We start from the raw sequence: 24,793 nt of genomic DNA on the forward strand, positions 1-24,793 counted from the left end.
TCCTGTCGGTTTGATGCCTCGTGTTCACGTAGGTGCCCCTAGTCCACGAGTCGCAGCCGCAGATGGTCCAGAGCCTCACCCACGGTGAGCAGCTGGATCCAGCTGCGGCCCCGGCGTCCGGAGAAGCGCACCGCCTCGCTCCGGCAACCATCGGGCCCCGACACGGCGATATGAACCAGCCCCACCGGCTTGGCCTCGCTGCCGCCCCCTGGGCCGGCGATCCCCGTCACGGCGATGGCCCAGTCACTGGCAAAACGCTGACGCACGCCGTTGGCCATGGCGATCGCCACAGGATCACTCACCGCCCCATGGGTCTCCAGCAGGTCGGCCGCCACGCCGAGCCGGTCGGATTTGATCCGATTGGCATAGGCGATCACCCCGCCGAGGAACACCTCCGAAGCCCCCGGCACAGCTGAGATGGCCGCGCCGATCCCTCCCCCGGTGCAGGACTCGGCCACCGCCAGAGTCTGGCCCCTCTGCCGCAGGCGCTCCAGCACCACCCTGGCCAGGGTGTCCTCGTCGGAGCCGTAGCAGAGCCGGCCGGTGCGCCGACGCAGATCTGCGGCGACAGGCTCCAGCATGGAGAGGGCCTCGGAGCTGGTGGTGGCCCGTGCCGTGATCCGCAGCTTCACCTCCCCATCTCCGACGTAAGGAGCCACGGAGGGATTCTCCAGCGCCAGCAGATCGGAGACCTGCTCGGCCAGTTCCGATTCGCCGATGCCCCAGAACCGGAGCAGGCGGCTCTCGAACACCGCCGCTGAAGCCCCGCCATGGCATCGGAGCCAGGGCACGGCGGTGGCGGTCCACATCGCCTGCAGTTCTGCCGGCACACCGGGGAAGGTGAGCAGGGTGAAGCCGGGTCGAGGACTCCAGATCATTCCCGGCGCCGTGCCGGTGGGATTGGGCAGCAGCTCGGCACCCTCCGGCAGGAGGGCCTGCTTCCGGTTGCTCGCGGCGATGGGCCGTCCTCGCCCCCTGAGTCTGGCCTGGATCTCGGTCCAGATCTCGGGTCGCTCCACCAGCGGAGTCTGGAAGGCCGCCGCCAGGGCTTCGGTGGTCAGGTCGTCGGGCGTCGGGCCCAGCCCACCGGTGCAGACCAGCAGGCTGCAGCGCTGGGAGGCCTCAAGAACCACCTGGATCAACCGCTCGCGGTTGTCACCAACCACCGTCTGGCGATAGTGGGGAAGACCCAGAGCGGCCAGTTCCTCGGCCAGCCAGCGCGCATTGCTGTTGAGGATGTTGCCGAGCAACAGCTCGGTGCCGATGCAGAGGATCTCGGCAACCGGCGTACCCGGCTCAGGGGTTGCCATCGCGGGCCGCGTCGCAGGAGGAGGGGATGTCAGGGGCGGTGAGCTGACGACGGGATCCCAGCACCGCGCCGATCAGCACGGCGGTGGCCAGCGCCAGCCAGAGGAAGCGCAGTTCCACATTGGCCGCCACCAGAGCCAGGGCCGCCAGCCACTGGGTGAAGGCGTAGATCAGCAGCACCGTGCGGCGGTGACTGAGGCCGGCGCGCAGCAGCCGGTGGTGGAGATGGCGACGGTCGGGATAGAAGGGGGAGTGGCCGTCGCTGAGCCGGCCCATGATCACGGCCGACATATCGGCCAGGGGCAGCGAGAGAATCAGCAGCGGGAACAACAGGCTGACGGTGGTGAGCCCCTTGGCCGGACCGACGATGCTGATCGCCGCCAGGGCAAAGCCCAGGAAATAGGAGCCGCCATCTCCCATGAAGATCCGGGCGGGGTTGAAGTTGTGGCGGAGGAAGCCCAGGCAGGCGCCGGCCAGGGCGGCGGCCAGCAGACCGGCCGCGCTCTGCTGCAGGCTGAAACTCACCGAAAGCAACCCCACTGCCGCGATGCCACCCACGCCGGCAGCAAGGCCATCGAGCCCATCGATCCAGTTGATGGCGTTGGTGATGCCCACCAGCCAGATCACCGTGGCCAGCAGGCTGAGGCTGTCGGGAAGCGAGAAGGCCAGAGCGGGCAGGCCGAAGAAGCCCAGGGGCAGATCGATCGCTCCGATGCGCACCCCCTGGCTCCAGACGGCCATGGCCACGGCCACCTGGCCGGCCAGGCGCGGCAGGGGGGGCAGGGCGAAGAGGTCATCGGCCAGCCCGATGACGAAATAACAGAGTGCGCCGGCCAGGGTGGTCCAGATGAGCTGGTCCCTGTCCGGGGCCAGGTTGCCGAAGCCCCCGAGGGCCCAGGTGAAGGCCAGGGCCAGGGAAAACCCCGCCACCATGCCGATCCCCCCCAGCCGCACCATCGGGATGTCGTGCTGCTTGCGCGTGTCGGGAGGGTCGAAGAGGCCGTAGCGCAGCCCCACGCGTCGCACCAGCGGCACGATCAGAGCCGTGAGCAGCGCCGCGATCAGGAAGGTCAGGAAGGCCGCGGCGAGCGGACTGGCGGCCATGCTCACGAGCAACAGGCGATCATCCGATCACCGGGGAATGGCGACAACCCGCTGACGGCCCCGGGCCCGGGGCTGGGCAACGCTGGGATCAACGTCGCGGGTGGAGCCATGCAGGGACCTGATCGAGGCCAAAGCTTAGGCAGTGAGGGTCAGGCCGGCAGAGGAATGCGGCTAGGCCCGTAGAGAGGATGGCGCTCGCAGAGGGCCCGCACGCGCTCACGGCAGCGCAGCTCGATGACGCTGTCGTCGGGATGAAGCAGCCGGTCGGCGATCACATCGGCCACCTCGACGAAATCATCGGTGTTGAAGCCCCGGGTGGTGAGGGCGGCGGTGCCGAGGCGCAGACCACTGGTGACGAAGGGCGATTCAGGATCGAACGGCACGGTGTTCTTGTTGGCCGTGATGTTCACCTCGCTCACCAGCAGGTCGGCCACCTTGCCGGTGAGGCCGATCGAGCGCAGGTCGAGCAGCACCAGGTGATTGTCGGTGCCCCCGGAGACCACGGCGATGCCGCGCTCCTGAATCCGCTCGGCCAGGACCTGGGCATTGCGGATCACCTGCTGGCTGTAGGCCCGGAAGGAGGGCTGCAGGGCCTCACCGAAGGCCACCGCCTTCGCGGCCACCACATGTTCCAAGGGCCCGCCCTGACTGCCGGGGAAGACGGCCTTGTCGAAGCGTTTGCCGAACTCGGCGTCATTGCAGAGGATCAGACCGCCACGGGGCCCTCGCAGGGTCTTGTGGGTGGTGGTGGTGACCACATGGCAGTGGGGAATGGGGCTGGGATGGGCCCCTGCCGCCACCAGACCGGCGATGTGGGCCATGTCGGCCAGCAGGAAGGCATCGACGGAATCAGCGATCGAGCGGAAGGCCGCGAAGTCGATCGTGCGGGGGTAGGCGGAATAGCCGCAGATGATCAGGCGGGGGCGGTGCTGCTCCGCCAGGGCCCGGATGGCGTCGTAGTCGAGCTGATGGGTGTGGGGATCGACGCCGTAATGGACGGCCTTGAACCATTTGCCCGAGACATTCACCGGCGATCCATGGGTGAGATGGCCGCCATGGGAGAGGTCCATGCCCAGGATCGTGTCACCGGGCTGAAGCAGCGCCAGGAACACGGCGAAGTTGGCCTGGGCACCGCTGTGGGGCTGCACGTTCGCCCAGGCGGCCCCGAACAGCTGGCGGGCCCGGGCAATGGCCAGCTCCTCGATCGCGTCGACATGCTCACAGCCTCCGTAGTAACGCTTGTGGGGGAGGCCTTCGGCGTACTTGTTGGTGAGCACCGATCCCTGGGCCTCCATCACGGCCCTGGAGGCGAAATTCTCGCTGGCGATCAGCTCGAGATGGCTCTGCTGACGCTCCAGCTCCCGACCGATCAGGGCGGCGATGGCGGGATCACCGGCCGCCAGGGACTGGTTCAGAGGCGTACCGGTGGCATCCACCATGGTGTCGACGGGAAGGCGCGAGGCTTCCATCGTAAGAAATCAACCCAGCGCTCCTGCCGGGCTCCAGGAATGCCTCGGGGATGCCGAAGCCAGAAAAAAACCGTCCGGTGTCGGACGGTTCTCGAAGCGCGCCTGGAGAGATTCGAACTCCCGACCCTCTGATCCGTAGTCAGATGCTCTAATCCGCTGAGCTACAAGCGCATGACGGTCATTCTCACCGCACGGGGGGGCCATCCGTCAACTGTCGCCGGGGCACAATCGAACCGGCCCTCCGCAGGCTCCGAGTCTCCCCACCCCATGCCGATCCGCTGGTACGGCCCTGCCGACCCCACCGACCCGACCTACCGCCACTACGAGCGGGTGGTGAACCTCTGCCTCCATGGCGGTCTGTTCGCCGCCGTGAACACGGGCCTGTGGTTCGTTCAGGGGCTGCGCCATCCCTGGACACATCTGGGCTGGCTGAGCCTCGCCTGGGGGGCGGGCTGGCTGCTGCACCTCATCATCGTGTTGCGGCTGCGGCCACGAACCCCGACGCTCGACCAAGGTGAAGCCTGAGCGCGCACCGGTCCAGTGAGCCTGACGGCAACCGAACTCGAGGAGCTGAGCCTGGCCCTGGCCGACCGCCTGTACATCCAGGTGGCGAACTGGCATCTCTACCTGGGCGACGCCGGTCTGGCGATGACCCTGGCGATCGAATGCGCGGCGCGGCTCGATCAGGGGCCAGGGGTGTGCGCCCGCCAGGCCCTCGAAGCCGTCCAGGTGCCGATCGGCGGAGGCTCCAGCCGCCTGCCCCTGGCCCGCCTTCTCCCCCCCGGACAGTTGCGCGATCTCGAGGATGTGCTCGAGAACGTGGGCCACTGAGCCCCACGGGATGGGGTGACGCGGCTGAAGAACCACGACATTGCCTGCCAGGGTGTTGCGCTGCGAATAAGGTTCAAACCCGTTGCAGGCGTTGGATGCTGGTCATCGAGGTCACCAATGCCCGAGAGGTGGTGCGTCAGCGCATCGGTCCCCTGGGCGGCCGCTTGATCGGCAAGGTCGTCGATGCCGAGGCCCAGGTGGAGAAGGCCCTGATCCAGGAACTGGAGAACGCCTTTCGTGATTTCGGGATCGAGGCGCGGATCTTCTCGGTGGATGGCCCCCAGATGCTCGGCCGCAGCCACCTGGAGATCCCGGTCCAGGTGCGCGAGGAACGCCGGGTGACCCTCAGGACCCCCGACTGAAACGAGCGCGCACCTGCAGGGCCAGATCGCGGGCCTCGGGCACCTCAGCCCAGCTGGCGATCAGGCCGTAGAGCGCCAGCCCCAGGCCGGCACTCAGGGAGCACTGCAGCAGCTGGCCGAGCAGGCCGCCTGGCCAGCCCACGAAGCTGGAGAGCAGCCAGGCGGCCAGCCCCCCCGCCACGGCGGCCAGCAGCAGCAACAGGCTGTCCCGTCCCCAGACCCGCAGGGGGAGCCCCCCCAGGCGCCGTTGCAGCGCCAGCAGCAATCCCGCGCAGGTGAGCAGGTTCACCGCCACCGTGGCCAGCACCAGGCCTGGGGCGCCGAAATTCAGGGCGGGCAGCTGCAGCCCCCAGGGAGTGGGCCCGCCCACGAGAATCCAGTCGAAGATGACGTTGAAGCCGATTCCGGCCAGGGAGAAGCGAAAGGGGGTCGTGCCATCGCCGAGGGCATAGAGCACCCGCACCAGCACATCGCGGCCGAGGTAAGCCGGCATGCCCACGCCGTAGGCCATCAGCAGGCTGGCCACCAGCAGCGCCGCCCCCCGGTCGAAAGCGCCCCGCTCGTAGATCACGGCCACGATCGGAGAGGCCAGGGCCACGAACAGAGCTCCCAGCGGCATCATGCTGGCCGTGGAGAGCATCAGGCCCTGGCGGATCCGGTCCACCAGGGCGGGGCGATCCGCCGGGGCCGTGAGCCTGGCGAACACCGGCAGCAGGGGGACCAGCAGCGCGTTGGAGAGCAGGCCCAGGGGCGTCTGCACCAGCAGGTTCGCGTAGCCCAGTCCAGCGGCGGCGCCGACGATGCCGGAGGCGAAGAACAGATCCGTGAAGACGTTGATCTGCAGCATCCCCGAGGAGAGCGTGGCTGGGCCCATCACCTGCATCACCTCGCGCACGCCCTCGTGCTTCCAGTCCCAGACCAGCTGGAAACGATGCAGGCCCTGCTTCGCCAGAGCGGGCAGCTGGATCAGCCACTGCAGCACCGCCCCGAGGGTGGTGGTGGCCGCCAGCACGATCCCCCCGAGGACCGCAGTGGCCGGCAGGGCGATCTCCGCACCGAGCTGAAACCAGAGCAGGCCGATGCCGGCGATCATCGCCACGCTCGACAGCAGCGGGCTCACCGACGGCAGCCAGAAGACATCGGCTGCATTGAGGGCCCCGAAACCGAGGCCGATCAGGCCGGCGAACAGGGCCATCGGCGCCATCCAGCGCAGCTGCAGCACGGCGATGGCGTGGCGCTCCGCATCGAGTCCAGGCCCCACAAGGGTGATCAGGGGATCGGCGGCCACCAGCAGCAGCACCGTCACCGCCAGCAGGCCCACCCCCACCAGGGTGTTGATGGCCGCCAGCACGTGGGCGCCCTCCTCGCGGGGGCGGCGGGCCAGCACGCTCACCATGGCGCTGTGGAACGGCCCGTTGATGCCCCCCAGCAGGATCAGCAGGAATCCCGGCAGCACATAGGCGTAGTTGTAGGCGTCGTAGGCGGCCCCCACCCCGAAGGCGGCGGCGATCACCTGCTGGCGCAGCAGACCGGCCACCTTGCTCAGGGCCGTGGCCACCGCCACGATCAAGGCGATGCGCCGCAGGGATTTCGCCATCCAGTCAGGCCGTTGGGCCCCATCCACCGGGGGATTCTCCACCCCGCCGCCCGCTGCGAGGCCCGTCGGCCGGGCGGCACCATGGGCCACTGAGCCCGCCCCCCCTGGCCAGCCCCTGATCTCGATGCCGGATCCGAAGCCCAGCCCCAGCCCTGCCGGTGCCGTCGCCCCCTCGCTCGACCCGCCCGGCGGCAGGCTGATCCTGCCGCTGCAGAACCTGGTGGAGGGAGTGCTGCTGCGGCGCTACAAACGCTTCCTGGCGGATGTGGAACTGGCTGACGGCCGGGTGGTGACCGCCCATTGCCCCAACACGGGCCCGATGACCGGGGTGCTCCTCCAGGGAGGGCGAGTGCGTCTGCGCCACGACCCCAGGCCCGAACGCAAGCTGGCCTGGACCTGGGAGCAGTCCCTCGTGGACGGCAGTGACGGGGAGCCCTGCTGGGTGGGGGTGAACACGGCTCTGCCCAACCGGCTGGTGCGGGCCACGATCGAAGCGGGCTGCCTGGAGCCCTGGCTGGGACCGATCGGCTCGATCCGCGCCGAGGTGGCCTACGGCAAAGGCGGCCGCAGCCGGATCGACCTGCTGCTGAGCCCAGCCGCCGGGGCCCCGGATCCCCGCCCGATCTACCTGGAGGTGAAGAACACCACCTGGAGCCGTGGGGAGCTGGCCCTCTTCCCCGACACGGTCACCGAGAGGGGACAGAAGCACCTGCTGGAGCTGATGGCGGTCGCCCCCGAGGCCCGTGGGCTGCTTGTTCCCTGCCTGAGCCGCGGCGACGTGACGTCCTTCGCCCCGGGAGATTCGGCCGATCCCCGCTACGGCGAGCTGTTCCGGGAGGCCCTCTCGGCGGGGGTGGAGGTGCTGCCTCTGCGCTACCGCTTCAGCGCCGAGGCCGTGAGCTGGCTCGGTGTTGCCGAACTGATTCCGCGGGACCCCGAAACCCTCCCTGCGTGAACGGATCAGGGGTTTTGTAGCGGATGCCACCAGCAATTGGTTCGGCAGCGTGCACTTTTGCAATGTAGGAACGCCTTCGGGCGTGATTCATCCTCTTCCAGCAAAATCCTGTGCGAAGTTGCGCTCCATGACAGTTGCTCCTCACGCCCCTGGGCGACGCCGGCCTCGGCGTCTTCAGGAGGCAAGTCTGCTCGAGGCTCCCGAACTGCTGCTGCGCAGCATCCGTGGTCTCTCCAATTCCCGCACGCTCACCTGGCTGGCCTGTGTGCCCCTGGCCCTCTTCGGCCTCGGGGTGTTCAACCTGTCCGCCCACGCCGCCGAGCTGCCGGAGCTCACGCCGGCTTTCCTGATCAACAATGTCTGGCTGTTGATCGCCGCCATCCTGGTGATCTTCATGAACGCCGGCTTCGCCATGGTTGAAGCCGGTCTCTGTCGCCAGAAGAACGCCACCAACATTCTCACCAAGAACCTGATCGTCTTCGCCCTGGCGGCGAGTGCCTACTGGCTGATCGGATTTTCTCTGATGTACGGGGAGGCGGTCATCCCCGGCTGGCTCTTCTACGGCAAGGGTGGGCCACTCGGCCTCTTCTTCGATCCCACCGTGACCCCGCAGATGGTCACCGACGCGGCCCTGGTGCCGTCGGTCGACTTCCTCTTCCAGGTGGCCTTCGCCGGCACCGCCGCCACGATCGTTTCCGGTCTGGTGGCCGAGAGGATCAAGTTCAGCGAGTTCGTGATCTTCTCGCTGGTGCTGGTGGCCTTCATCTACCCCATCGCCGGCAGCTGGCAATGGAACGGAGGCTGGCTCAACCAGCTGGGCTTCATCGACTTCGCCGGCTCCACCGTGGTCCACTCGGTAGGCGCCTGGGCCGGACTGGTCGGAGCCATGCTGCTCGGACCCAGGATCGGCAAATTCGCCGACGGCAGGACCCAGGCCATCCCCGGTCACAACCTGGCCATCGCCACCCTGGGCTGCCTGATCCTTTGGATCGGCTGGTATGGGTTCAACCCGGGCTCTCAGCTGGCGATGGATGCTGCTGTTCCCTACATCGCGGTGACCACCACCCTCGGAGCCGCTGGTGGCGGCATCGCCGGCACCCTGGTGTCCCAGCTCACCTCCGGCAAGCCTGACCTGACCATGACCATCAACGGCATCCTGGCCGGCCTGGTCGGGGTCACCGCTGGCTGCGACGGCTTCTCGATGCCCGCTGCCTGGGTCGTCGGCTTCATCGCCGGTACCCTCGTTGTCTTCTCTGTCGGTTTCATCGACAGTCTCGGCATTGATGATCCCGTGGGCGCCTGGTCCGTGCACGGCACCTGCGGAATCTGGGGCACACTCGCCGTGGGTCTCTTCAACATGGACAAGGGCCTGCTCACCGGCCACGGCTTCGGCCAGTTCGGTCTTCAGATCCTGGGGGTGATTTCCTACGGGATCTTTGCAGTCATCTGTTCCTGGATCGCCTGGTCGGTCATCGGCAGCCTCTCCGGAGGCATCCGCGTGAGCGAAAAGGAGGAGATCGAGGGTCTCGACATCTCCGAACACGGCATGGAGGCCTACCCCGACTTCGCGTCCACCACGAACTGAGCCCCCGGCTCCGTCCCATTCCGACCCCAGGGTCGCTGCTCGCCCCGGTTCCGACCGGGGCTTTTTTTCGCCCGTCGATGGGGAGGAGCCCATAGAGTCGGCCCCTGCCTGCCCTGCGGCAACGCCATGGACACCCGCGCCTTCAAACGCTCGCTGCATCACTCCGAGCGCTACAACCGTCGCGGCTTCGGCCTGGGCGAGCAGGTGGCGGTCAACCTGGAGCAGGCCTATCAGAGTGAGCTGATCGCCACGATCCGCGAGAACGGCTACGAGCTCCGCCATGGCCGGCTGACCGTGCGCCTGGCCGAGGCCTTCGGCTTCTGCTGGGGCGTGGAACGCGCCGTGGCCATGGCCTACGAAACCCGCCGTCACTATCCCAGCGAGAGGATCTGGATCACTAACGAAATCATCCACAACCCCTCAGTGAACGCCCATCTGCGCGACATGAACGTGCTGTTCATCCGCGTCGAGGAAGGGGTCAAGGATTTCTCCGAGGTGGGCGTCGGTGATGTGGTGATCCTGCCGGCCTTCGGCGCCACCGTGCAGGAAATGCAACTGCTGAACGAGCGTGGCTGCCACATCGTCGACACCACCTGCCCCTGGGTCTCGAAAGTGTGGAACACCGTGGAGAAGCACAAGAAACACGCCTTCAGCTCGATCATCCACGGCAAGGTGAAGCACGAGGAAACCCTCGCCACCAGCTCCTTCGCCGGCACCTACCTGGTGGTGCTGGATCTGGCCGAGGCCCAGATGGTCTGCGACTACATCCTGGGCAAGGGAGATCGCGAGGACTTCATGACCCATTTCGCCAAGGCGTCCTCCCCGGGCTTCGATCCCGACCTGGACCTGGTGCGCGTGGGCGTGGCCAACCAGACCACGATGCTCAAGAGCGAAACCGAGGAGATCGGCCGCATGTTCGAGCGCACCATGCTGCAGCGCTACGGCCCGGCCGAACTCAACGACCACTTCCTGGCCTTCAACACCATCTGCGACGCCACCCAGGAGCGGCAGGATGCCATGTTCTCCCTGGTGGATGAACCGCTTGATCTGATGGTGGTCATCGGCGGCTACAACTCCTCGAACACCACGCACCTTCAGGAGATCGCCATCAGCCGCGGCATCCGTTCCTTCCACATCGACACCCCCGAGCGGATCGGTCCTGGCAACCGCATCGAGCACATGCCCCTGGGCGGGGATCTGGAGGTGCTGTCACCTTTCCTGCCGGAAGGTCCCCTGCGGGTGGGCATCACGTCCGGGGCCTCGACTCCCGACCGGGTGGTGGAGGACGTGATCCGCCACCTGATGGAGCTCTGCGACGACTGAGGGCGAGTGCCCTCAGTCCTCAGCTGCGGCTGCTGTCACAAGCGCGGCGGTTGCCCCGGCCGGCTCCAGTTACATTGATTCATCGTCTCCCGCCATCACGGGGTACTGGCTCGGACATCGGGGAGATCGAACAGTTTTGAGCACCGCCCTGTCCCGCGACGCCTCGACGACCGTGGCCCTTGCCCAGGATCCGGAGTCTGCCCCGTGCACGCCTGCCGCGGTCGGGCCCCTGCGTCACAGCGACGACGTCCGGGTCAACCGCTACAGCAGCCGCTTCGCCGATGTGATGGAGATGCGGGCGCCATCCTGCACCGTGGCCGACTACCTCGACCATCACGACGGCTGGTTCCGGCGTTGCGCAGCGCCGATGACCGTGCAACCCCTCGGGCCCAATGGCTATGCCCTGACTCTGGGGCGCTTCGGCAATTTCGGCTTCGAGGTGGAGCCCACCATCGGCCTCGAGCTCCTGCCCCAGAGCGAAGGGGTCTATCGCATCGTCACCACGGCCTTAAGCGCCCCCGATGCCAGCCTCCAGGAGATCTACGACGTCGAATTCAACGCCGCCCTGCAGCTGGAGGAGGGCTCTGGATCCGAGCCTGATCCCACCTCGGAGGGCGTTCTCACCCAGGTGCGCTGGGAACTCGACCTGTGCGTGTGGATCCGGTTGCCGGCGGTGATCGGTCTGCTTCCCGACAAGCTGGTGCAGTCCAGCGGCGATCATCTGCTGCGTCAGATCGTCCGCCAGATCTCCCGGAAGCTCACCTGGAAAGTCCAGGAAGACTTTCACGCCACCCACCAGCTGCCCTGCCCGCCCCGGCGGCGGGCACCCTTCTGAACACCGTTCGGAGAGTTCGGAGCCAGGCTTCAGCGGTTGGTCCAGATCTTGTTGACGATCTGCATGCCGGTGACCGCCTGCCAGAGGAAGAGGGTCATCAGGGTCATGTTCAGGCCGACGTGGGCCTTGCGGGCGATCAGATTGCCCTTGAGCATCAGCGGGGAGAGGGAGGCCGCCACGGCGATCAGGCTGACCATGGCGATGCCCACCAGCAGGTGCGGGCCCACGAACAGCTTGCCGTTGTTGATGTAGGTGACGGCCATGCCGCCGAAACTGCCCAGCACCATCACCGCCAGCACGATCGAGCCGATCTGGAAGTGGCGCTGGGCGAACTGGCCCTTGATCAGCTCCTTGCGCTGCGCCGCATCGGCGGTGCGGGTCTTCTTGGCCTTGATGCCCAGAAACAGGGCATAGCCGGAGAGGGCCAGCAGCACCCACATCAGCAGCGGGTGAATGAAATTGAGGTTGAAGGCGAGGGCTTCGGGCATGGTCACGGGTGAGGCCGTTGGCAGCGAAACTACTGCTCCATCACGTCCCAGTGCCGTCCAGCGGGCGAGGCTCATCCGTGAAGAGCTCCTTCAGTGCAGAAAGTGGCGCCGGCCGGTGCAGACCATCGCCAGATCGAGCTGATCACACGCCTGGATCGACTCCCCGTCGCGGACGCTGCCGCCAGGCTGAATCACCGCGGTGATCCCATGGTCGGCCGCCAGCCGCACGGTGTCACCGAAGGGGAAGAAACCATCACTGGCGAGCACCGCCCCCCGGCTGCCCGCTCCCGCCGCCTCCAGGGCGAGCCGGGCTGAGCCCACCCGGTTCATCTGACCGGCACCGATTCCCAGGCTGACCCCGCCCCGGGCCACCACGATCGCGTTGGAGCGCACGTGGCGCACCAGGCGCCAGGCGAAACGCAGGTCGTCGAGCTCGGCGGGGCTGGGCGGCCGCTGACTGACAACCCGCCAATCGGCTTCGCTGGCGGGCTGATCGTCGAGGTCCTGGGCCAGAAGGCCGCCGAGCACGGTGCGCAGCTGCCGCCGCGACGCCCGCGCCACCGCCGCGGCGGGCAGCTCCAGCAGGCGCAGATTGGCCTTCGCCCCGAGGCGCGCGAGGGCCTCCTCGCTGAATCCAGGCGCCACGACGCATTCCAGGAACAGGCTGGTGAGACGCTCGGCGCTGGCTCCATCCACCACCGCGTTGAGGGCCACAATGCCGCCGAAGGCCGAGATGGCATCCGCCTCCAGGGCCCGCGTCAGGGCCTCGGCGGCGCTGCCGGCCACGGCCACCCCGCAGGGGTTGGTGTGCTTGACCACAACTGCCGCCGGATGAACCTCCCCGCCGTAGCCGAACTCCCTCACGGTGGCCAGGGCGGCATCAAGATCAAGCAGGTTGTTGAAGCTGAGCTCCTTGCCCTGCAGCTGCCGGGCCGCGCCCCATCCGGCCCCGGGCTCGCTGTACCAGCCGGCCTGCTGATGGGGATTCTCGCCGTAGCGCAGGGTCTGGCGCAGGGGCAGCTCCAGCCGAAGGGGAGGATCCTGCTGAGCGGCGGGCTCCAGGTTCTCGGCCAGCCAGGCACTGATGGCACTGTCGTAGCTGGCGGTGTGACGGAACGCCTCCAGGGCGAGCTGGCGGCGCAGGGCGGCATCAACCCGACCCTCGGCAAGGGCCGCGAGGAAGTCGGCGTACTGGCCGGGGTCGGTGAGCACCGCCACATCGGCGTGATTCTTGGCGGCGGCACGGACCATGGCCGGGCCACCGATGTCGATCGTCTCCACCGCCTTCTCCCAGGACACGTCCGGGTCGGCCACCGTTTCCCGGAAGGGGTAGAGGTTCACCACCACCACATCGATGGGGGTGATCGCCTGGGCCTCCAGATCAGCTCTGTGGGCCGGATCCTCCCGACGCGCCAGGATGCCGCCGTGAATGCGCGGATGCAGGGTCTTGACCCGGCCGCCGAGGATCTCCGGCGCACCGGTGTGATCGGCCACGCGGGTCACCGGCAGGCCGGCAGCGGCCAGGGTGGCGGCGGTGCCGCCGCTGGAGAGCAGGTTGTAGCCATGCCGGCGGTGCAGGGCCGTCGCGAGGTCCACCACGCCCTGCTTGTCTGACACACTGAGCAGCGCGGTGGGGGCCATGGGCAGTGGTGACAGCGTGCTGGCCACAACTTACGCAGCAGCAGACCCCGGCAGCCCCGAACGGGCCCACCACCCCAGTGCCATGACGGATGACCTTCTGATCCGCGGACCCGCCGCAGCCGAGCAGCGGCTGGTGCTGCTGCATGGCTGGGGCGCCGATGCCGACGACCTGCTCGATCTCGGCGAGGAGCTCGCCGGCCGTGCCACAGGTGTGATCAGCCTGCGCGCGCCTGAAGCTCACCCCCACGGAGTCGGGCGCCAGTGGTACGACCTGCAGCAGCCGGAGTGGCCTGGCCTGGCCGGGGCACGGCAGCATCTGCGCCAGAGGCTGGAGGCCCTGGCGGAGACCCTGCCCCTCGAGCGGACGATTGTTCTCGGCTTCTCCCAGGGAGCGGCCATGGCCCTGGATGTGGCCGGCGAACTGCCGGTGGCGGGCGTGATCGCCTGCAGCGGCTATCCCCACCCCGGCTGGAGGCCGCGATCCCCCCTGCCTCCGGTCCTGCTCACCCACGGCCGGACGGACCCGGTGGTGCCCTATGGCGCCAGCGAGGAGCTGCAGCGGCTCTGGCGGAGCGCCGGCGGGGAGAGTGAGCTGCTGGGCTTCCCGGGGGGCCACACCATCGACCCGGCCCTGTTCCCCTCTCTGCGCTCCTTCCTGCAGCAGCACTTTCCCCGGCCGCCGGCGTGAACAAACCCCCGCGGATCGGGGGATCGATCCACGGGGGTTGATCGGGGGGTCTGTCCGGTCAGGCCTCAGACGAAGGCGTACTCGTACTCTTCCATCTCTTCCCAGTCGTCGGAGCCTGTGGATTCCAGGCCGGCGAAGAGGGTGTCCTCACCGATCTGATCCACGATCAGACGCAGGGAGGGGAAGAGGAAGTGGTTCTCCTCGGCGTACTGGGCGCTGAACAGACCCTTCTCACCCCAGAAGAAACGATCGGTGGTGTGCTCGTTGCGTCGGACGTTGAGCAGTGCGGGGGCGTCGAGGCCGGTTTCGGCGATGTAGCGGCGCGCCGCTGTGACCGGCTTGTGCTCTCCGGTCTCGAGGTTGTGGGTGGGCACGTGGGCGAGCACGCGCTGACCGGCGAGACGACGGCGACTGATCCGCTTGCGCTTCTTGGACATGAAACAACTCCCGAGGGGGAGATGGAGAGGGATGGGAAGGAGGGGCGGTCTCGCAGGGCGAGACAGACCGGCTGAGCGCTCCCAGGGGAAGCGCAGGCACGCCCAGACATCTGGCTACCGGGAGCGGAATTCCTGCGGCGGCTGCTGGCAGCTGCTCAGGGAATCGCCAGACAGGAAGCAAGCCGGAGACATCCCAGGGGATGCCTCCGAACAGCGGAGGGACGGGTCTCTCTCTGCTGTAGCCTCGTTTGCAGAAAAGTGCAACCGATGCGTTCGTCCCTGCACCTGGAGGTCCGCTCGCGGACCGCGAAGTAGTGGTCGATACGTAAATCTTAAGGCTAAATCCGAGATTTCAACCACGCGTCCCGGAACTTTTTTTGCAGGCTCCCCCGGCCAGGCCACGATGCAGGTGTCGCCGCGCTTTCTGACCCTGCTGCAGCTGCAGCTCGAGCAGTTCTCCGACCGCAGCGACCTCCGCTCTCTGGTGGTCTATCTGGCCATCCCCCGTGAGGACGGCAAGCTGGCGCTGATGCCGGTGGGCCACTGGCCGCCGCAGCGCCTGGCCCTTCCCGCCGTCGACGAGGACCAGACCCTGCTGCTGCCCAGTGAGCAGCGCCGCTGGCTTCCCCTGCGCCACCAGAGCACCCTGCTGGGCGCCCTGCGGGTGGAGCTGGCCGGAAGTGCCTGTCCGGCCAACCTCCATCCACGACTGCAGGCAGCGGCTCAGTCGCTCACCGAGGCTCTGCTGCTGGATCTGGAGCACCAGCGCCTGAGCGAGCAGCTGGAGCGCCAGCAGCAGCAGCTGCGTCTGCTCGTGCACCAGATGCGCAATCCCCTGGCGGCCCTGCGGACCTTTGCCCAGCTGCTCAAGCGCCGCCTCGAGGGCGATCCCGAGAACCGGCTGCTGGTGGAGAACCTGCTGGTGGAAGGGCAGCAGCTCCACCGCTACATCGAGGCGATCGACGGGCTCACGGATCCAGCGGCCATCCAGCCGGGGCCGCAGGCCGCGGGCCCCCTGCTGCTTCCCCCCTCCCTGAGGACAGGCGAGGCCTCGCCGTTGCGGGAGCGCGTGGAGCCGCTGCTGCAGCGGGCCGCCGCCACCGCCGCCCTGCAGGGGCGCGCCTGGCAGGGGCCCGGCTCCCTGCCTGACTGGCGCGGCGACAGTGCCGCCGTGGCTGAAATTCTCGCCAACCTGCTCGAGAACGCCTTCCGCTACAGCCCCGAAGGCAGCAGCATTGGCCTGCACTGCACCCAGGCCTCCGGGGGGCGCCCCAGGCTCACGGTCTGGGATGGCGGGGCGGCCATCGCCGATCAGGAGCGCGAGTCGATCTTCGAAAGGGGGATCAGGGGAGAGCGGGGCAAGACCCTGCCTGGCACGGGGCTGGGGCTGGCCCTGGCCAGGGATCTGGCCCGCAGCCTCGGCGGTGAACTCAGCCTGCTCTGCCCTCCCAGCCGCGCCTCGAGCGATCTCCCCGGCGCCGGCAACGCCTTCCTGCTGGAGCTGCCGCCGAGCGCCTAACCGGCCCCGGCCACGAGGGCGACCAGGGTCATCAGCACGAGGGTCAGGCTCTCCACCCATTCCACGCAGGCGCCGTAGCTGTCACCGCTGTGCCCCCCCAGGCGGCGGCCGAGCCCCCGCGGCAGCAGCCACGCCGGCAGCAGGCCCAGCCATCCCTGCCAGGGCCAACCCATCGACGCCCCCACCAGGGTGAGCGGCACCAGCATCAGCAGTGCGGGTCTGAGTTCCCGGCCCAGGCCGAGCCAGTGGCGCTGATGAAACGCGGCCGTACCGGCGGGGCGAAGGTACGGGAAGTTCTGCATCGCCAACAACGGGGCGATACGGCCCCACACCCCGGCCCAGACCAGCGCGAGAGCCACCAGCGGCCCCAGGTTCAGCTCCGCCAGGGTGAGCAGCGCGGCCACGCGCAGCAGCAGCACCTGGACCAGGGCCAGCACTCCGCTGGCCCCGACCCGGCTGTCGTCCATCGCCTCCAGGGCCCGCTCGCCGGCGGCCAGCCCATCGGCGGTGTCCATCACCCCATCGGCGTGGATGCCGCCCGTCAGCCAGAGACCGAGGGCCAGCACAAGGGCCACACGCGCCCCTGCAGGCAACCAGGGTTCCGCCAGGCACCAGAGCAGACCCTGCAGCAGGCCCTGCAGCAGACCGATCCAGGGGGCGAAGCGGGCAATCCGCTCGAAACGGGGCTGCAGCCGCGGCCAGGCGGGCAGCACCGTGTAGAAGACCCAGGCCCCGGCGAGGTCGCGCAGCCAGCGGGGTGCCTCAAGGGGCCTCATCGCCCACCCTCCGGCGCACCCTCTAGGTTCGATCCCGAACCGTTCCAGCCGCCGTGACCCGCTCCGCCGCAGCGGCTGACCCCTTCCTGTTCGAGATCACGGCCCACTGCCCGAGGACCCAGGCCCGCTGCGGCGTCTTTCACACACCCCACGGCAGCGTCGAAACGCCCCGTTTCATGCCGGTGGGCACCCTCGGCACCGTCAAGGGGGTGTCGCCGGCGCAGCTGGCGGCCACGGGCGCCCAGATGGTGCTCGCCAACACGTATCACCTGCACCTCCAGCCCGGGGAGGCCATCGTGGCGGAGGCCGGCGGGCTGCACCGCTTCATGGGCTGGGATGGGCCCCTGCTCACCGATTCGGGTGGGTTCCAGGTGTTCAGCCTCGGCGCCATCAATGTGATCAACGACGAGGGGGTGGTGTTCCGCTCGCCCCGCGACGGATCCCGCATCAACCTCACACCGGAGCGTTCGATGCAGATCCAGATGGCGCTCGGGGCTGATGTGGCCATGGCCTTCGATCAGTGTCCGCCCTACCCCGCCAGCGAAAACGACGTGGCCGAGGCCTGCCGCCGCACCCACGCCTGGCTGGAGCGCTGCGTGGCCACCCATGACCGCGGCGACCAAGCCCTGTTCGGCATCGTTCAGGGGGGGACCTTCCCCCATCTGCGCGAGCAGGCGGCACGGACGGTGAGCGCCATGGGCCTGCCCGGCATCGCCATCGGCGGCGTGAGCGTGGGGGAGCCTGTGGAGTCGATGCACCAGATCGTGCGCCAGGTGGCGCCGCTGCTGCCCCGGGATCGTCCCCGCTACCTGATGGGGGTGGGCAGCCTGCCGGAGATGGCGATCGCGGTGGCTCAGGGCATCGACCTCTTCGACTGTGTGCTGCCCACTCGCCTGGGCCGCCACGGCACCGCCCTGGTGGGGGGCGAACGCTGGAACCTGCGCAACGCCCGCTTCCGCCACGACCACACGCCGCTGGATGCCAGCTGCGTCTGTCCGGCCTGCACAGGTCACAGCCGGGCCTACCTGCATCACCTGTTCCGCAGCGGGGAGCTGCTGGGCCGGATCCTGCTCAGCCTGCACAACCTCACCCAGCTGATTCGCTTCAGCACAGCCATGGCCACGGCCATCCGCGAGGGCTGCTTTGCAGAGGATTTCACTCCCTGGGAGCCCGGCTCCGGGGCTGCTCACACGTGGTAGCGTCCAGCCCATATCACGATTCCGCCGTTCAGGGATGGTCTTCTCCACACTGATCACCGCCACCACCCTGGCCCAGCTTCCCGAGGCCTACCAGGCCTTCGGCCCCCTGGTCGACATCCTGCCGATCATCCCCCTGTTCTTCCTGCTGCTGGCCTTCGTCTGGCAAGCCTCCGTCGGTTTCCGCTGAACTTCATCCACCCCGAAGCACCGCCCAGGCGAACGCCGGAAGGGCGAGCATCCGCCGCCAGCGACTCGGTTCCTGGATCAACCGGTACAGCCATTCGATCTGCAGGGCTCCCATCCAGGCGGGGGCCCTTTTTTTGGCTCCGGCCCAGACATCGAAGCTGCCACCCACCCCCATCCAGAGGCCGCCCTGCCCCTGATGCAGCCGCTGGATCCAGATCTCCTGGCGGGGAACTCCCAGCGCAGCAAGCACCAGATCGGGCTGGCTGGCTGTCAAGGTCGCCTCCAGGCCCGGCCAGGCCGCCTCGGGCTGATAGCCATGCACCGCGGCGATCAGATCGAGGCCAGGCAGCCTCAGCAGCAGACGTTCCCGCAGGCGCTCCATCACCGCTGGGGACGCCCCCACCAGGGCCACCCGCCACCCCCGCTCGGCAGCCTCCACCAAGAGCCGATCCGCGAGCTCGATTCCCGGGCTGCGACGCACCCGATGCCCCTGCCGTCCCAGGGCCCAGACCACTCCCGCCCCATCGGGGATCACCAGCTCGGCGGAGCGGATCACATCTCCCAGGGAGGGATCCTCGAGCGCCGCCATGGTCATCTCGGCGTTGAGGGTGACGATCTGACCACCGCCGCGGCGGTGCAGCGCCAACGCCGCGTCAGCCACATCCGCACAGACATCGACCGGCAGACCCAGCACCTTCGAGCGCAGGCACCCGGGAACCTCAGGTTCCGTCACCATCACGGCCAGGTCCCTTCGGACCGCAGGGGAGAATCTAGGGAGAGTACCCATCTGCAGCGCAGATCCCTCCATCAACCGCGCAGCCAGGCCCACCATGACGAGCGAGCTGACCAGCGACGGGAGCCTGGAGCCTGCCCTTCGGGAGGAGCTGGGGCCCCGCCAGCTCAGCGATGAAGACGCCCGCGAACTGGTTCGCCACCTCGACAGCCAGATCGAGAGGGTGGTGCTGGCACGCCAGCATCCGATCACCGGCTTGCTGCCGGCGAGCACCTCCAACACGGTGCACGGCAACTACGGCGATGCCTGGGTCAGGGATTGCGTCTATTCCATCCAGTGCGTCTGGGGTCTGGCCCAGGCCCACCGCCGCCTGAATGGCCCCTGCACCCGGGCCTATGAGCTGAACCAGCGCGTGCTTCAGCTGATGCGTGGCCTGCTCACCGCCATGCTGCGCCAGGCGGCGAAGGTGGAGCGCTTCAAGCGCAGCCTCGACCGGCTCGATGCCATCCACGCCAAGTTCGACACCGCAACAGGCAACCTGGTGGTGCCCGACGACGGCTGGGGCCATCTGCAGCTCGACGCCACGGCCCTCTATCTGCTGCAGCTGGCCCAGCTGACCCGTGCAGGGCTGGTGGTGGTGCAGAGCAGTCATGAGCGGGATTTCCTGCAGAACCTCGTGTATTACGTGGCCCGGGCCTACCGGATCGCCGACTACGGCATCTGGGAGCGGGGCGACAAAGGCAACCACGGCGAACCGGAACGCAACGCCAGCTCGATCGGCCTGGTCAAGGCGGCCCTGGAGGCCCTGGAGGGTCTCGATCTCTATGGACCCCACGGCGACGGCAGCTGCTGCCTGCACATCCCCCATCCGGCGATCGTGAGGCTGCGGCGGGCCCTGCAGGCCCTGCTGCCGCGGGAGTCGGCCAGCAAGGAGGTGGACAGCGCCTGCCTTTCGGTGATCGGCTACCCCGCCTGGGCGGTGGAGGACCCTGAGCTGGTGGAGCGCACGCGCCGCAAGATCCGCCGTGACCTCGGCGGCGCCTACGGGTACAAGCGCTTTCGCCGGGACGGTCATCAGACCCTGGTGGAGGACCACGAACGGCTCCATTACGAGCCCGAGGAACTGGCTCAGTTCGAGGGCATCGAGTGTGAATGGCCCCTGTTCTTCGCCTATGAGCTGGTCACGGCCTGCTGTGAGGAACGCTGGGGGGAGGCCTGGCACTGGCGGCGGCGCCTGGAGGCGGTCAGCGTGGACGTCGATGGCGTGCCCGAACTGCCCGAGCTCTACCTGGTGCCGGCCGAGGCGATCGAGGCGGAGCGGCTCCATCCCGGCACCCAGGAGCGGATCGCCAATGAGAACGTCCCCCTGCTCTGGACCCAGAGCCTCACCTGGCTGGGGGACCTGCTGCTCAACGGTCTGCTGAGTCCGGAGGACATCGATCCCAGCCACCGCCGCCTGCCGGCCCCCCTCGGCGCCGAGCGGGTGCTGGTGGCCCTGGTGCCTGAGAACGACACCATCGCCGCGGCTCTGGAGCAGGCCGGTCTGCCGGTGAGCCACCCCCAGGGTGCGGTGCGGGTGGCCAGCTCCAGGGAACTGGGCCGACGCATGGCCTCGGTGGGGGCGAACGCCAGGCTGGGGCTCAGCGGCTATCCGCCGGTGCGGATGGAAACCATGGCGACGGCCCTGATGTATCGGAGCCCCGCTGGCCGTGGTCAGAACGGCACAGCCGACGAGGTGATGGCCTTCCTGCCCTCCGTGCTGGAGGAGGGCACGTTCTATCTGGCGGACGACCCGGAGCAGCTGGTGGATACGGTGACCAGCGAGCTGCGACTGCTGCAGCGGCAGTGGCGCGGCGATGGCCTCCCCCTGCTGCTGATCCCGCTGGCATCCAGCCCGTTCCAGCGGGATCCCGCCACTCTGATCCGCCTGGGTGAAGCTCTGCGCAGTGGCCAGGTTGAGGGCGTGCCGGTGCAGCTCGATCGCCTCGAAGCGCTGATCGATCAGGTCTGCTGGGAGGAGCTGCCGCCACCCCAGGAGCAGCCCCTGGTGAGGCGCAGCCAGCCGGCCGCCCCGGTGCTGCGCAACAGCACCAGCCAGCAGCCGCTCACGATCCAGCAGGAGCAGGAACTCGAGGACATCGCCATCCCGGGCCTGGCGGATCTGCTCTGGCGCAGCACCTCCCTGCCCGAACAGGCTGAGGTGCTGGAGCAGCTGGTGCAGCGGCTGGGGCAGAGCGCGATCCTGCAGGGTCCATCCAGCGCCGGACCGCTCAAGCTGCAGGCGCTGGTGGAGGAGATCTACCGCCGGGGCCTGGCGGAAGGTGACTGGAACGTGGTGCGACGCTGCGCCGGCCTGATGCAACTGGTGCATCCCCAACTGGAGGATGCCCTCACAGACATCCTGGTGCGCCAGAAGCAGGTGGTGGTGGGTCGCAACTACACCCGCGACTCCCTGATCAGCCACCCCCAGGGCAGCGCCATGATCGGAGCGATGATCCGCCGCTTCAGTGGAGAGGACGGCCGGGAGTGGATGCTGCAACAGGAGCTGCTGCTGGCCCTCGACGGGCTGGCCCGCTCGGAGCCGGCACTGCTCAGCGGCAGCCTGACGATCCAGCTGGGACAGCTGTTGCTCCTGCTCACCGGTGAGCTCGCCGCCGAGCTGGATCTCACCGCCGACGACGCCTTCGAAGCCCTCTGCGATCTGCCGCCCCACGCCATCCGGCGACGCCTGCGCACGCTGCTGGAGGATGTGGACCATGCCCGGGAGGCTCTGCGCCGCAAGGAACAGCTCCACCTGAGTGGGCGGGTCCGCTGGGAGGTGCCTGATCCCCTCGACGACCTGCCTCTGGGCAAGGGCTGCGGCTGGATGCAGCACCGCCAGCGCCTGGGGGCCCTGCAGCGTGTCCCTCGTGACTTCTACGCCGGCATCTGGGATCTGCTCCACCACTGCCGCGGACTGGTGATCGGCGACAAGCTGGAGAGGCGCAACCGGCTCGAGAGCGAACCCCTGCTCTCGGAGAAGACCCCGGGGGAGCGCAACTTCGCGGCCCTGGTGGACCACCTGCTCAGCAAGATCGAAGCGCCTGAATACCGACAGCTCTGCACCGAGACCCTGCTCTCGCTGGTGGTGTTCGTGGGTGCCAACCCCCAGGTGCGCTTTGACGACTACCTGGCCCTTGACGTGGTGATCGGCCACGCCGTGCGGGTGGGCTGGCAGCAGACCCACCCGGAGCTGGCGGAGGAGGACTACGCCAAGTGGAAATCAGCCGCCTGGGATCTCTTCTACACCTCCTCCCCGGCCCGCTGCCGCCGCTGGCAGATCCTGGCCCTGCGCGATCTCACCGAGAACGGGACCGGGGACGTGGAGGCAAGGACGGCCGTTCAGATCGGGGCGTCCAGGGCCATGCAGAGAGAGGGCTGATCCACCGCCAGCTCGATCAGGTTGGCCAGCATCAGAGCCCTGGAGGCCTGCTGGCCATCGACGGCTGGCACCTCGCGACCGCGCAGACAGAGCAGAAAGTGCTCCAGCTCGGCATACAGCGGCTCGATCGAGGTGGTGCTCACTTCCTCGATGAACCCATCGTTGCGGTAAAGCAACTCGCCGTGGTCGGCGGAGATCCACTCATGAGCACGGCGGTGGATGTGCAGCCGGCGGTTGAGGAAGTCGGTTTCCACCAGGCTGGCGCGGCAATGGGCGCTGAGGCTGCGGATCTTGCGGTGGGCCATCTTGCTGGCCGTGAGGCTGGCCACCACTCCGTTGCTGAACCCGAGGGTGGCATTGACGTAATCGATCGGCCCATCGGAACTGCGCCCACCGGCGGCCGCCAGCCGCACCACCTGAGAGCCAGCGAGCTCGAGAACCAGGTCGATGTCGTGGATCATCAGATCGAGCACCACGGACACATCGTTGGCGCGATCGGCATGGGGACTGTGGCGGCGGGCCTCCAGCACCACCACTTCCTCGTTCGCCACCACCTTGAGCAGTTCACGGAAGGCGGGATTGAAGCGCTCGATATGGCCCACCTGCAGCTGACGCCCTGCCAGTTCCGCAGCCCCGATCAGTTCGCTGGCCTCCTCCTGGCTGGCGGCGATCGGCTTCTCGATCAGCACGTGCAGGCCGGCCTGGAGGCAGGCCATGCCCACTCGATGGTGCAGCAGGGTGGGCACGGCGATGCAGACCGCCTCGACCTCGGGGAGCAGATCGTCGAAGTTCTCGAACCAGCGACAGCCGAACTGCTCGACGGCCAGCTGTCCGCGGCGTTGATCGGGATCGGCAACGCCCACCAGCTCGGCGTCCCGCAGAAGGCTCAGGACCCGAGCGTGGTGCCACCCCATGTTGCCGATGCCGATGACCCCCACCTTGACCGGGGTGATGGGATCGCTGCTCATCGCCGCACCAGCACACCCGCCAACGTGATCTCCCGCCTCTCCAGTGCAGGCATTATCAATGATCATCCGCTCCGGCGGCTCCATCGGTGGTGAGGTGTCGCCTCAGGTGGAGTCGCGACGGGTGATCTGAACCCGCTCGATGCGGGGACCGTCCATGGCACTGATCTCGAACTGATGGCCTTTCCAGCGAAGGCTCTCGCCGGGGGCCGGGATGTGCTGCAGCCGCTCGAGCATGAAGCCCGCCAGGGTGTGGTGGCCGTCGGCCTCCGGCAGGGCGAGATCGAGCTGGCGGTTGAGCTCGAAGATCTCCAGATCACCGGCCACCAGCCAGGTGTCGTCCTGGAGCCGCTGCAGATTCTGGCGGATCGTGACCAGATCGTCTTCATCGCCGACGATCTCACTGGTGAGGTCGGCCACCGTGACCAGGCCCTCGGTGCCGCCGTGTTCATCGACCACCACCAGCAGGGGCTGGCCACTGCGGATCAGCGGCAGCAGCACGGCAAGGGACACCGTCTCCTGCACCCGTGCCACTGGTGTGATGTAGGGAGCCAGGCGCGTGTCGCCCTGCAGCAACCCCTGGGCAATCGGTTCGGCCAGGCGGCGCAGGTCGAGCACACCGCGGACGTCATCCAGGGACTGACCGATGACGGGGAAACGGGCGTGGGCGGTGGCGTGCACCGCTTCCATCATCTCGGCGAAGGTCACCTCGAGGGGCAGGGTGACCATGCCGGAGCGAGGCACCATCACCTCACGCACCTGGGTGTCGCGCAGCGAGAACACCCCTTCAAGGATGCTGCGCTCATCCGGCAGCAGACCGGTGACACTGTTGGATTCAATCAGGGTCTCCAGCTCGCCGGCGGAGAGGGCGGGCACCAGCTCATCCCAGTTGCGGGGAAGGCCCAGCAGGCGCAGCAGGCCATTGGCGAACCGCTCAACCAGGATCAACAGAGGCCAGAGGGTGCGGATGACCCACTCCAGCAACGGTGCCAGCTGAAGGGCCGAGTTCTCCGGCCTGTGCATCACCCAGGCCTTGGGGGCCACTCCGCCGATCACCGTGGCCAGCCCCACCAGGCCCAGAAACACCAGCACATCCACCCAGAGGCGCTCGGCCCCCGGATCGAGCCGCACCGCCAGACCGCGGCCTCCCCAGCCGAGGGCCACCATGGCCAGGGCGGCACCCAGCTGAGTGGCCACCAGCACCCGGCGCAGCCTCTGCTGCAGCCGCTCCACCGAGAGGGCGCCGGCGTGACCGTCGGCGGCGAGCACCTTGACCCGGCTGGGCCTCAGATGGAGCAGGGCGAACTCGCTGGCGGCGAAGAAGGCCAGCAGCCCCAGCAGGGCCAGCAGCAGAACGAGCAGGCGCATGGG

General features: G+C 68.3%; 23 protein-coding genes and 1 tRNA gene. 12 read left to right on the forward strand and 12 right to left on the reverse strand.

The features are described from left to right. Positions 1-38 precede the first annotated feature (38 nt). From I1E95_RS06170 to I1E95_RS06185, 4 genes are all read right to left on the reverse strand, one after another. Complete coding sequence (locus I1E95_RS06170) at positions 39-1,310, reverse strand: competence/damage-inducible protein A (RefSeq protein WP_197166319.1); 1,272 nt, start codon at positions 1,308-1,310, stop codon at positions 39-41. After that, complete coding sequence (locus I1E95_RS06175; protein WP_197167172.1) at positions 1,297-2,418, reverse strand: glycosyltransferase family 4 protein; 1,122 nt, start codon at positions 2,416-2,418, stop codon at positions 1,297-1,299. The genes I1E95_RS06170 and I1E95_RS06175 overlap by 14 nt, the downstream gene beginning before the upstream one ends. 143 nt (positions 2,419-2,561) lie before the next feature. Next, on the reverse strand, positions 2,562-3,851 hold the full coding sequence (glyA, locus tag I1E95_RS06180) for a serine hydroxymethyltransferase (RefSeq protein ID WP_231594958.1): 1,290 nt from the start codon (positions 3,849-3,851) through the stop codon (positions 2,562-2,564). A gap of 127 nt (positions 3,852-3,978) precedes the next feature. Continuing rightward, positions 3,979-4,052: transfer RNA gene (locus I1E95_RS06185), tRNA-Arg, on the reverse strand. Positions 4,053-4,148: 96 nt separating this feature from the next. Between I1E95_RS06185 and I1E95_RS06190 the strand changes: the two genes are divergently transcribed. From I1E95_RS06190 to I1E95_RS06200, 3 genes are all read left to right on the forward strand, one after another. Next, the gene (locus I1E95_RS06190) at positions 4,149-4,406 is read left to right on the forward strand and encodes a hypothetical protein (protein ID WP_197166320.1); all 258 of its coding nucleotides are present in this window, start codon (positions 4,149-4,151) and stop codon (positions 4,404-4,406) included. A 15-nt stretch (positions 4,407-4,421) separates the two neighbouring features. After that, on the forward strand, positions 4,422-4,712 hold the full coding sequence (locus I1E95_RS06195; protein WP_197166322.1) for a DUF3181 family protein: 291 nt from the start codon (positions 4,422-4,424) through the stop codon (positions 4,710-4,712). A gap of 95 nt (positions 4,713-4,807) precedes the next feature. After that, positions 4,808-5,074, forward strand: coding sequence for a cytochrome-c oxidase (locus I1E95_RS06200; RefSeq protein ID WP_197166324.1), 267 nt, complete (start codon positions 4,808-4,810; stop codon positions 5,072-5,074). Here I1E95_RS06200 and murJ read toward each other — a convergent pair. After that, positions 5,058-6,671, reverse strand: coding sequence for a murein biosynthesis integral membrane protein MurJ (murJ, locus tag I1E95_RS06205; protein WP_197166325.1), 1,614 nt, complete (start codon positions 6,669-6,671; stop codon positions 5,058-5,060). The genes I1E95_RS06200 and murJ overlap by 17 nt on opposite strands. Positions 6,672-6,795: 124 nt before the next feature. Between murJ and sfsA the strand changes: the two genes are divergently transcribed. The 4 genes from sfsA to I1E95_RS06225 all read left to right on the forward strand — a co-directional run bounded on the left by sfsA (position 6,796) and on the right by I1E95_RS06225 (position 11,369). Continuing rightward, positions 6,796-7,626 carry a DNA/RNA nuclease SfsA gene (gene sfsA, locus I1E95_RS06210; protein ID WP_231594898.1) on the forward strand — a complete coding sequence of 277 codons (831 nt, stop codon included), beginning with the start codon at positions 6,796-6,798 and terminating at the stop codon, positions 7,624-7,626. Between the two features lie 127 nt (positions 7,627-7,753). Continuing rightward, positions 7,754-9,211, forward strand: coding sequence for an ammonium transporter (locus I1E95_RS06215; protein WP_197166327.1), 1,458 nt, complete (start codon positions 7,754-7,756; stop codon positions 9,209-9,211). A gap of 126 nt (positions 9,212-9,337) precedes the next feature. After that, positions 9,338-10,534, forward strand: a complete 1,197-nt coding sequence (locus I1E95_RS06220; RefSeq protein ID WP_197166329.1) for a 4-hydroxy-3-methylbut-2-enyl diphosphate reductase — start codon at positions 9,338-9,340, stop codon at positions 10,532-10,534. Between the two features lie 172 nt (positions 10,535-10,706). After that, positions 10,707-11,369: a DUF1997 domain-containing protein gene (locus I1E95_RS06225; protein WP_197167178.1), complete on the forward strand. Its 663-nt coding sequence runs from the start codon at positions 10,707-10,709 to the stop codon at positions 11,367-11,369. Positions 11,370-11,398: 29 nt separating this feature from the next. On the opposite strand, the gene I1E95_RS06230 is transcribed toward I1E95_RS06225, so the two are convergent. Then, on the reverse strand, positions 11,399-11,857 hold the full coding sequence (locus I1E95_RS06230) for a DUF4079 domain-containing protein (protein WP_197166331.1): 459 nt from the start codon (positions 11,855-11,857) through the stop codon (positions 11,399-11,401). A gap of 90 nt (positions 11,858-11,947) precedes the next feature. Continuing rightward, positions 11,948-13,498 (reverse strand): bifunctional phosphoribosylaminoimidazolecarboxamide formyltransferase/IMP cyclohydrolase, encoded by a 1,551-nt coding sequence (gene purH, locus I1E95_RS06235; protein ID WP_197166333.1) that lies wholly within the window; start codon positions 13,496-13,498, stop codon positions 11,948-11,950. Between the two features lie 82 nt (positions 13,499-13,580). Here purH and I1E95_RS06240 point away from each other — a divergent pair, with 82 nt between their 5' ends. Next, a complete protein-coding gene (locus tag I1E95_RS06240) occupies positions 13,581-14,186 on the forward strand; it encodes an alpha/beta hydrolase (RefSeq protein WP_197167180.1) in 606 nt (201 codons plus the stop codon). Between the two features lie 65 nt (positions 14,187-14,251). Here the strand turns inward: I1E95_RS06240 and I1E95_RS06245 are convergent, their stop codons facing one another. Next, on the reverse strand, positions 14,252-14,623 hold the full coding sequence (locus I1E95_RS06245; RefSeq protein ID WP_197166335.1) for a DUF3155 domain-containing protein: 372 nt from the start codon (positions 14,621-14,623) through the stop codon (positions 14,252-14,254). A 403-nt stretch (positions 14,624-15,026) separates the two neighbouring features. Here I1E95_RS06245 and I1E95_RS06250 point away from each other — a divergent pair, with 403 nt between their 5' ends. Beyond that, on the forward strand, positions 15,027-16,142 hold the full coding sequence (locus I1E95_RS06250) for a sensor histidine kinase KdpD (protein WP_197166336.1): 1,116 nt from the start codon (positions 15,027-15,029) through the stop codon (positions 16,140-16,142). On the opposite strand, the gene I1E95_RS06255 is transcribed toward I1E95_RS06250, so the two are convergent. Further along, entirely contained in the window at positions 16,139-16,918 is a 780-nt protein-coding gene (locus I1E95_RS06255; RefSeq protein ID WP_197166338.1) for an adenosylcobinamide-GDP ribazoletransferase, read from the reverse strand. The genes I1E95_RS06250 and I1E95_RS06255 overlap by 4 nt on opposite strands. Before the next feature lie 53 nt (positions 16,919-16,971). Here I1E95_RS06255 and tgt point away from each other — a divergent pair, with 53 nt between their 5' ends. Beyond that, positions 16,972-18,117, forward strand: coding sequence for a tRNA guanosine(34) transglycosylase Tgt (gene tgt, locus I1E95_RS06260; RefSeq protein ID WP_197166340.1), 1,146 nt, complete (start codon positions 16,972-16,974; stop codon positions 18,115-18,117). Between the two features lie 34 nt (positions 18,118-18,151). Beyond that, positions 18,152-18,304: a photosystem II reaction center protein K gene (locus tag I1E95_RS06265; protein WP_006172455.1), complete on the forward strand. Its 153-nt coding sequence runs from the start codon at positions 18,152-18,154 to the stop codon at positions 18,302-18,304. Positions 18,305-18,307: 3 nt separating this feature from the next. Here the strand turns inward: I1E95_RS06265 and I1E95_RS06270 are convergent, their stop codons facing one another. Further along, positions 18,308-19,039, reverse strand: a complete 732-nt coding sequence (locus I1E95_RS06270) for a WecB/TagA/CpsF family glycosyltransferase (protein ID WP_197166342.1) — start codon at positions 19,037-19,039, stop codon at positions 18,308-18,310. Between the two features lie 94 nt (positions 19,040-19,133). Between I1E95_RS06270 and I1E95_RS06275 the strand changes: the two genes are divergently transcribed. After that, the gene (locus tag I1E95_RS06275; protein WP_231594899.1) at positions 19,134-22,457 is read left to right on the forward strand and encodes a glycoside hydrolase family 15 protein; all 3,324 of its coding nucleotides are present in this window, start codon (positions 19,134-19,136) and stop codon (positions 22,455-22,457) included. On the opposite strand, the gene I1E95_RS06280 is transcribed toward I1E95_RS06275, so the two are convergent. Both I1E95_RS06280 and I1E95_RS06285 read right to left on the reverse strand, forming a co-directional pair. Next, entirely contained in the window at positions 22,418-23,425 is a 1,008-nt protein-coding gene (locus I1E95_RS06280; RefSeq protein WP_006172460.1) for a Gfo/Idh/MocA family protein, read from the reverse strand. The genes I1E95_RS06275 and I1E95_RS06280 overlap by 40 nt on opposite strands. 102 nt (positions 23,426-23,527) lie before the next feature. Then, positions 23,528-24,790 carry a hemolysin family protein gene (locus I1E95_RS06285; protein WP_197166344.1) on the reverse strand — a complete coding sequence of 421 codons (1,263 nt, stop codon included), beginning with the start codon at positions 24,788-24,790 and terminating at the stop codon, positions 23,528-23,530. Positions 24,791-24,793 lie beyond the last annotated feature (3 nt).

This window comes from Synechococcus sp. CBW1107 (assembly GCF_015841355.1).
Taxonomy (GTDB): Bacteria; Cyanobacteriota; Cyanobacteriia; order PCC-6307; family Cyanobiaceae; genus Regnicoccus_A.

Bases quoted from the DNA above. Each gene is read 5' to 3' on its own strand.
- I1E95_RS06220 (WP_197166329.1), top strand. From the start codon at position 9,338: ATGGACACCCGCGCCTTCAAACGCTCGCTGCATCACTCCGAGCGCTAC.
- I1E95_RS06255 (WP_197166338.1), bottom strand. From the start codon at position 16,918: ATGAGGCCCCTTGAGGCACCCCGCTGGCTGCGCGACCTCGCCGGGGCC.
- I1E95_RS06270 (WP_197166342.1), bottom strand. From the start codon at position 19,039: ATGGTGACGGAACCTGAGGTTCCCGGGTGCCTGCGCTCGAAGGTGCTG.
- I1E95_RS06245 (WP_197166335.1), bottom strand. From the start codon at position 14,623: ATGTCCAAGAAGCGCAAGCGGATCAGTCGCCGTCGTCTCGCCGGTCAG.
- murJ (WP_197166325.1), bottom strand. From the start codon at position 6,671: ATGGCGAAATCCCTGCGGCGCATCGCCTTGATCGTGGCGGTGGCCACG.
- I1E95_RS06240 (WP_197167180.1), top strand. From the start codon at position 13,581: ATGACGGATGACCTTCTGATCCGCGGACCCGCCGCAGCCGAGCAGCGG.
- I1E95_RS06230 (WP_197166331.1), bottom strand. From the start codon at position 11,857: ATGCCCGAAGCCCTCGCCTTCAACCTCAATTTCATTCACCCGCTGCTG.
- I1E95_RS06275 (WP_231594899.1), top strand. From the start codon at position 19,134: ATGACGAGCGAGCTGACCAGCGACGGGAGCCTGGAGCCTGCCCTTCGG.
- I1E95_RS06285 (WP_197166344.1), bottom strand. From the start codon at position 24,790: ATGCGCCTGCTCGTTCTGCTGCTGGCCCTGCTGGGGCTGCTGGCCTTC.
- glyA (WP_231594958.1), bottom strand. From the start codon at position 3,851: ATGGTGGATGCCACCGGTACGCCTCTGAACCAGTCCCTGGCGGCCGGT.
- I1E95_RS06190 (WP_197166320.1), top strand. From the start codon at position 4,149: ATGCCGATCCGCTGGTACGGCCCTGCCGACCCCACCGACCCGACCTAC.
- sfsA (WP_231594898.1), top strand. From the start codon at position 6,796: ATGCCGGATCCGAAGCCCAGCCCCAGCCCTGCCGGTGCCGTCGCCCCC.
- I1E95_RS06265 (WP_006172455.1), top strand. From the start codon at position 18,152: ATGGTCTTCTCCACACTGATCACCGCCACCACCCTGGCCCAGCTTCCC.
- I1E95_RS06215 (WP_197166327.1), top strand. From the start codon at position 7,754: ATGACAGTTGCTCCTCACGCCCCTGGGCGACGCCGGCCTCGGCGTCTT.
- I1E95_RS06280 (WP_006172460.1), bottom strand. From the start codon at position 23,425: ATGAGCAGCGATCCCATCACCCCGGTCAAGGTGGGGGTCATCGGCATC.
- purH (WP_197166333.1), bottom strand. From the start codon at position 13,498: ATGGCCCCCACCGCGCTGCTCAGTGTGTCAGACAAGCAGGGCGTGGTG.
- I1E95_RS06200 (WP_197166324.1), top strand. From the start codon at position 4,808: ATGCTGGTCATCGAGGTCACCAATGCCCGAGAGGTGGTGCGTCAGCGC.
- I1E95_RS06250 (WP_197166336.1), top strand. From the start codon at position 15,027: ATGCAGGTGTCGCCGCGCTTTCTGACCCTGCTGCAGCTGCAGCTCGAG.
- I1E95_RS06170 (WP_197166319.1), bottom strand. From the start codon at position 1,310: ATGGCAACCCCTGAGCCGGGTACGCCGGTTGCCGAGATCCTCTGCATC.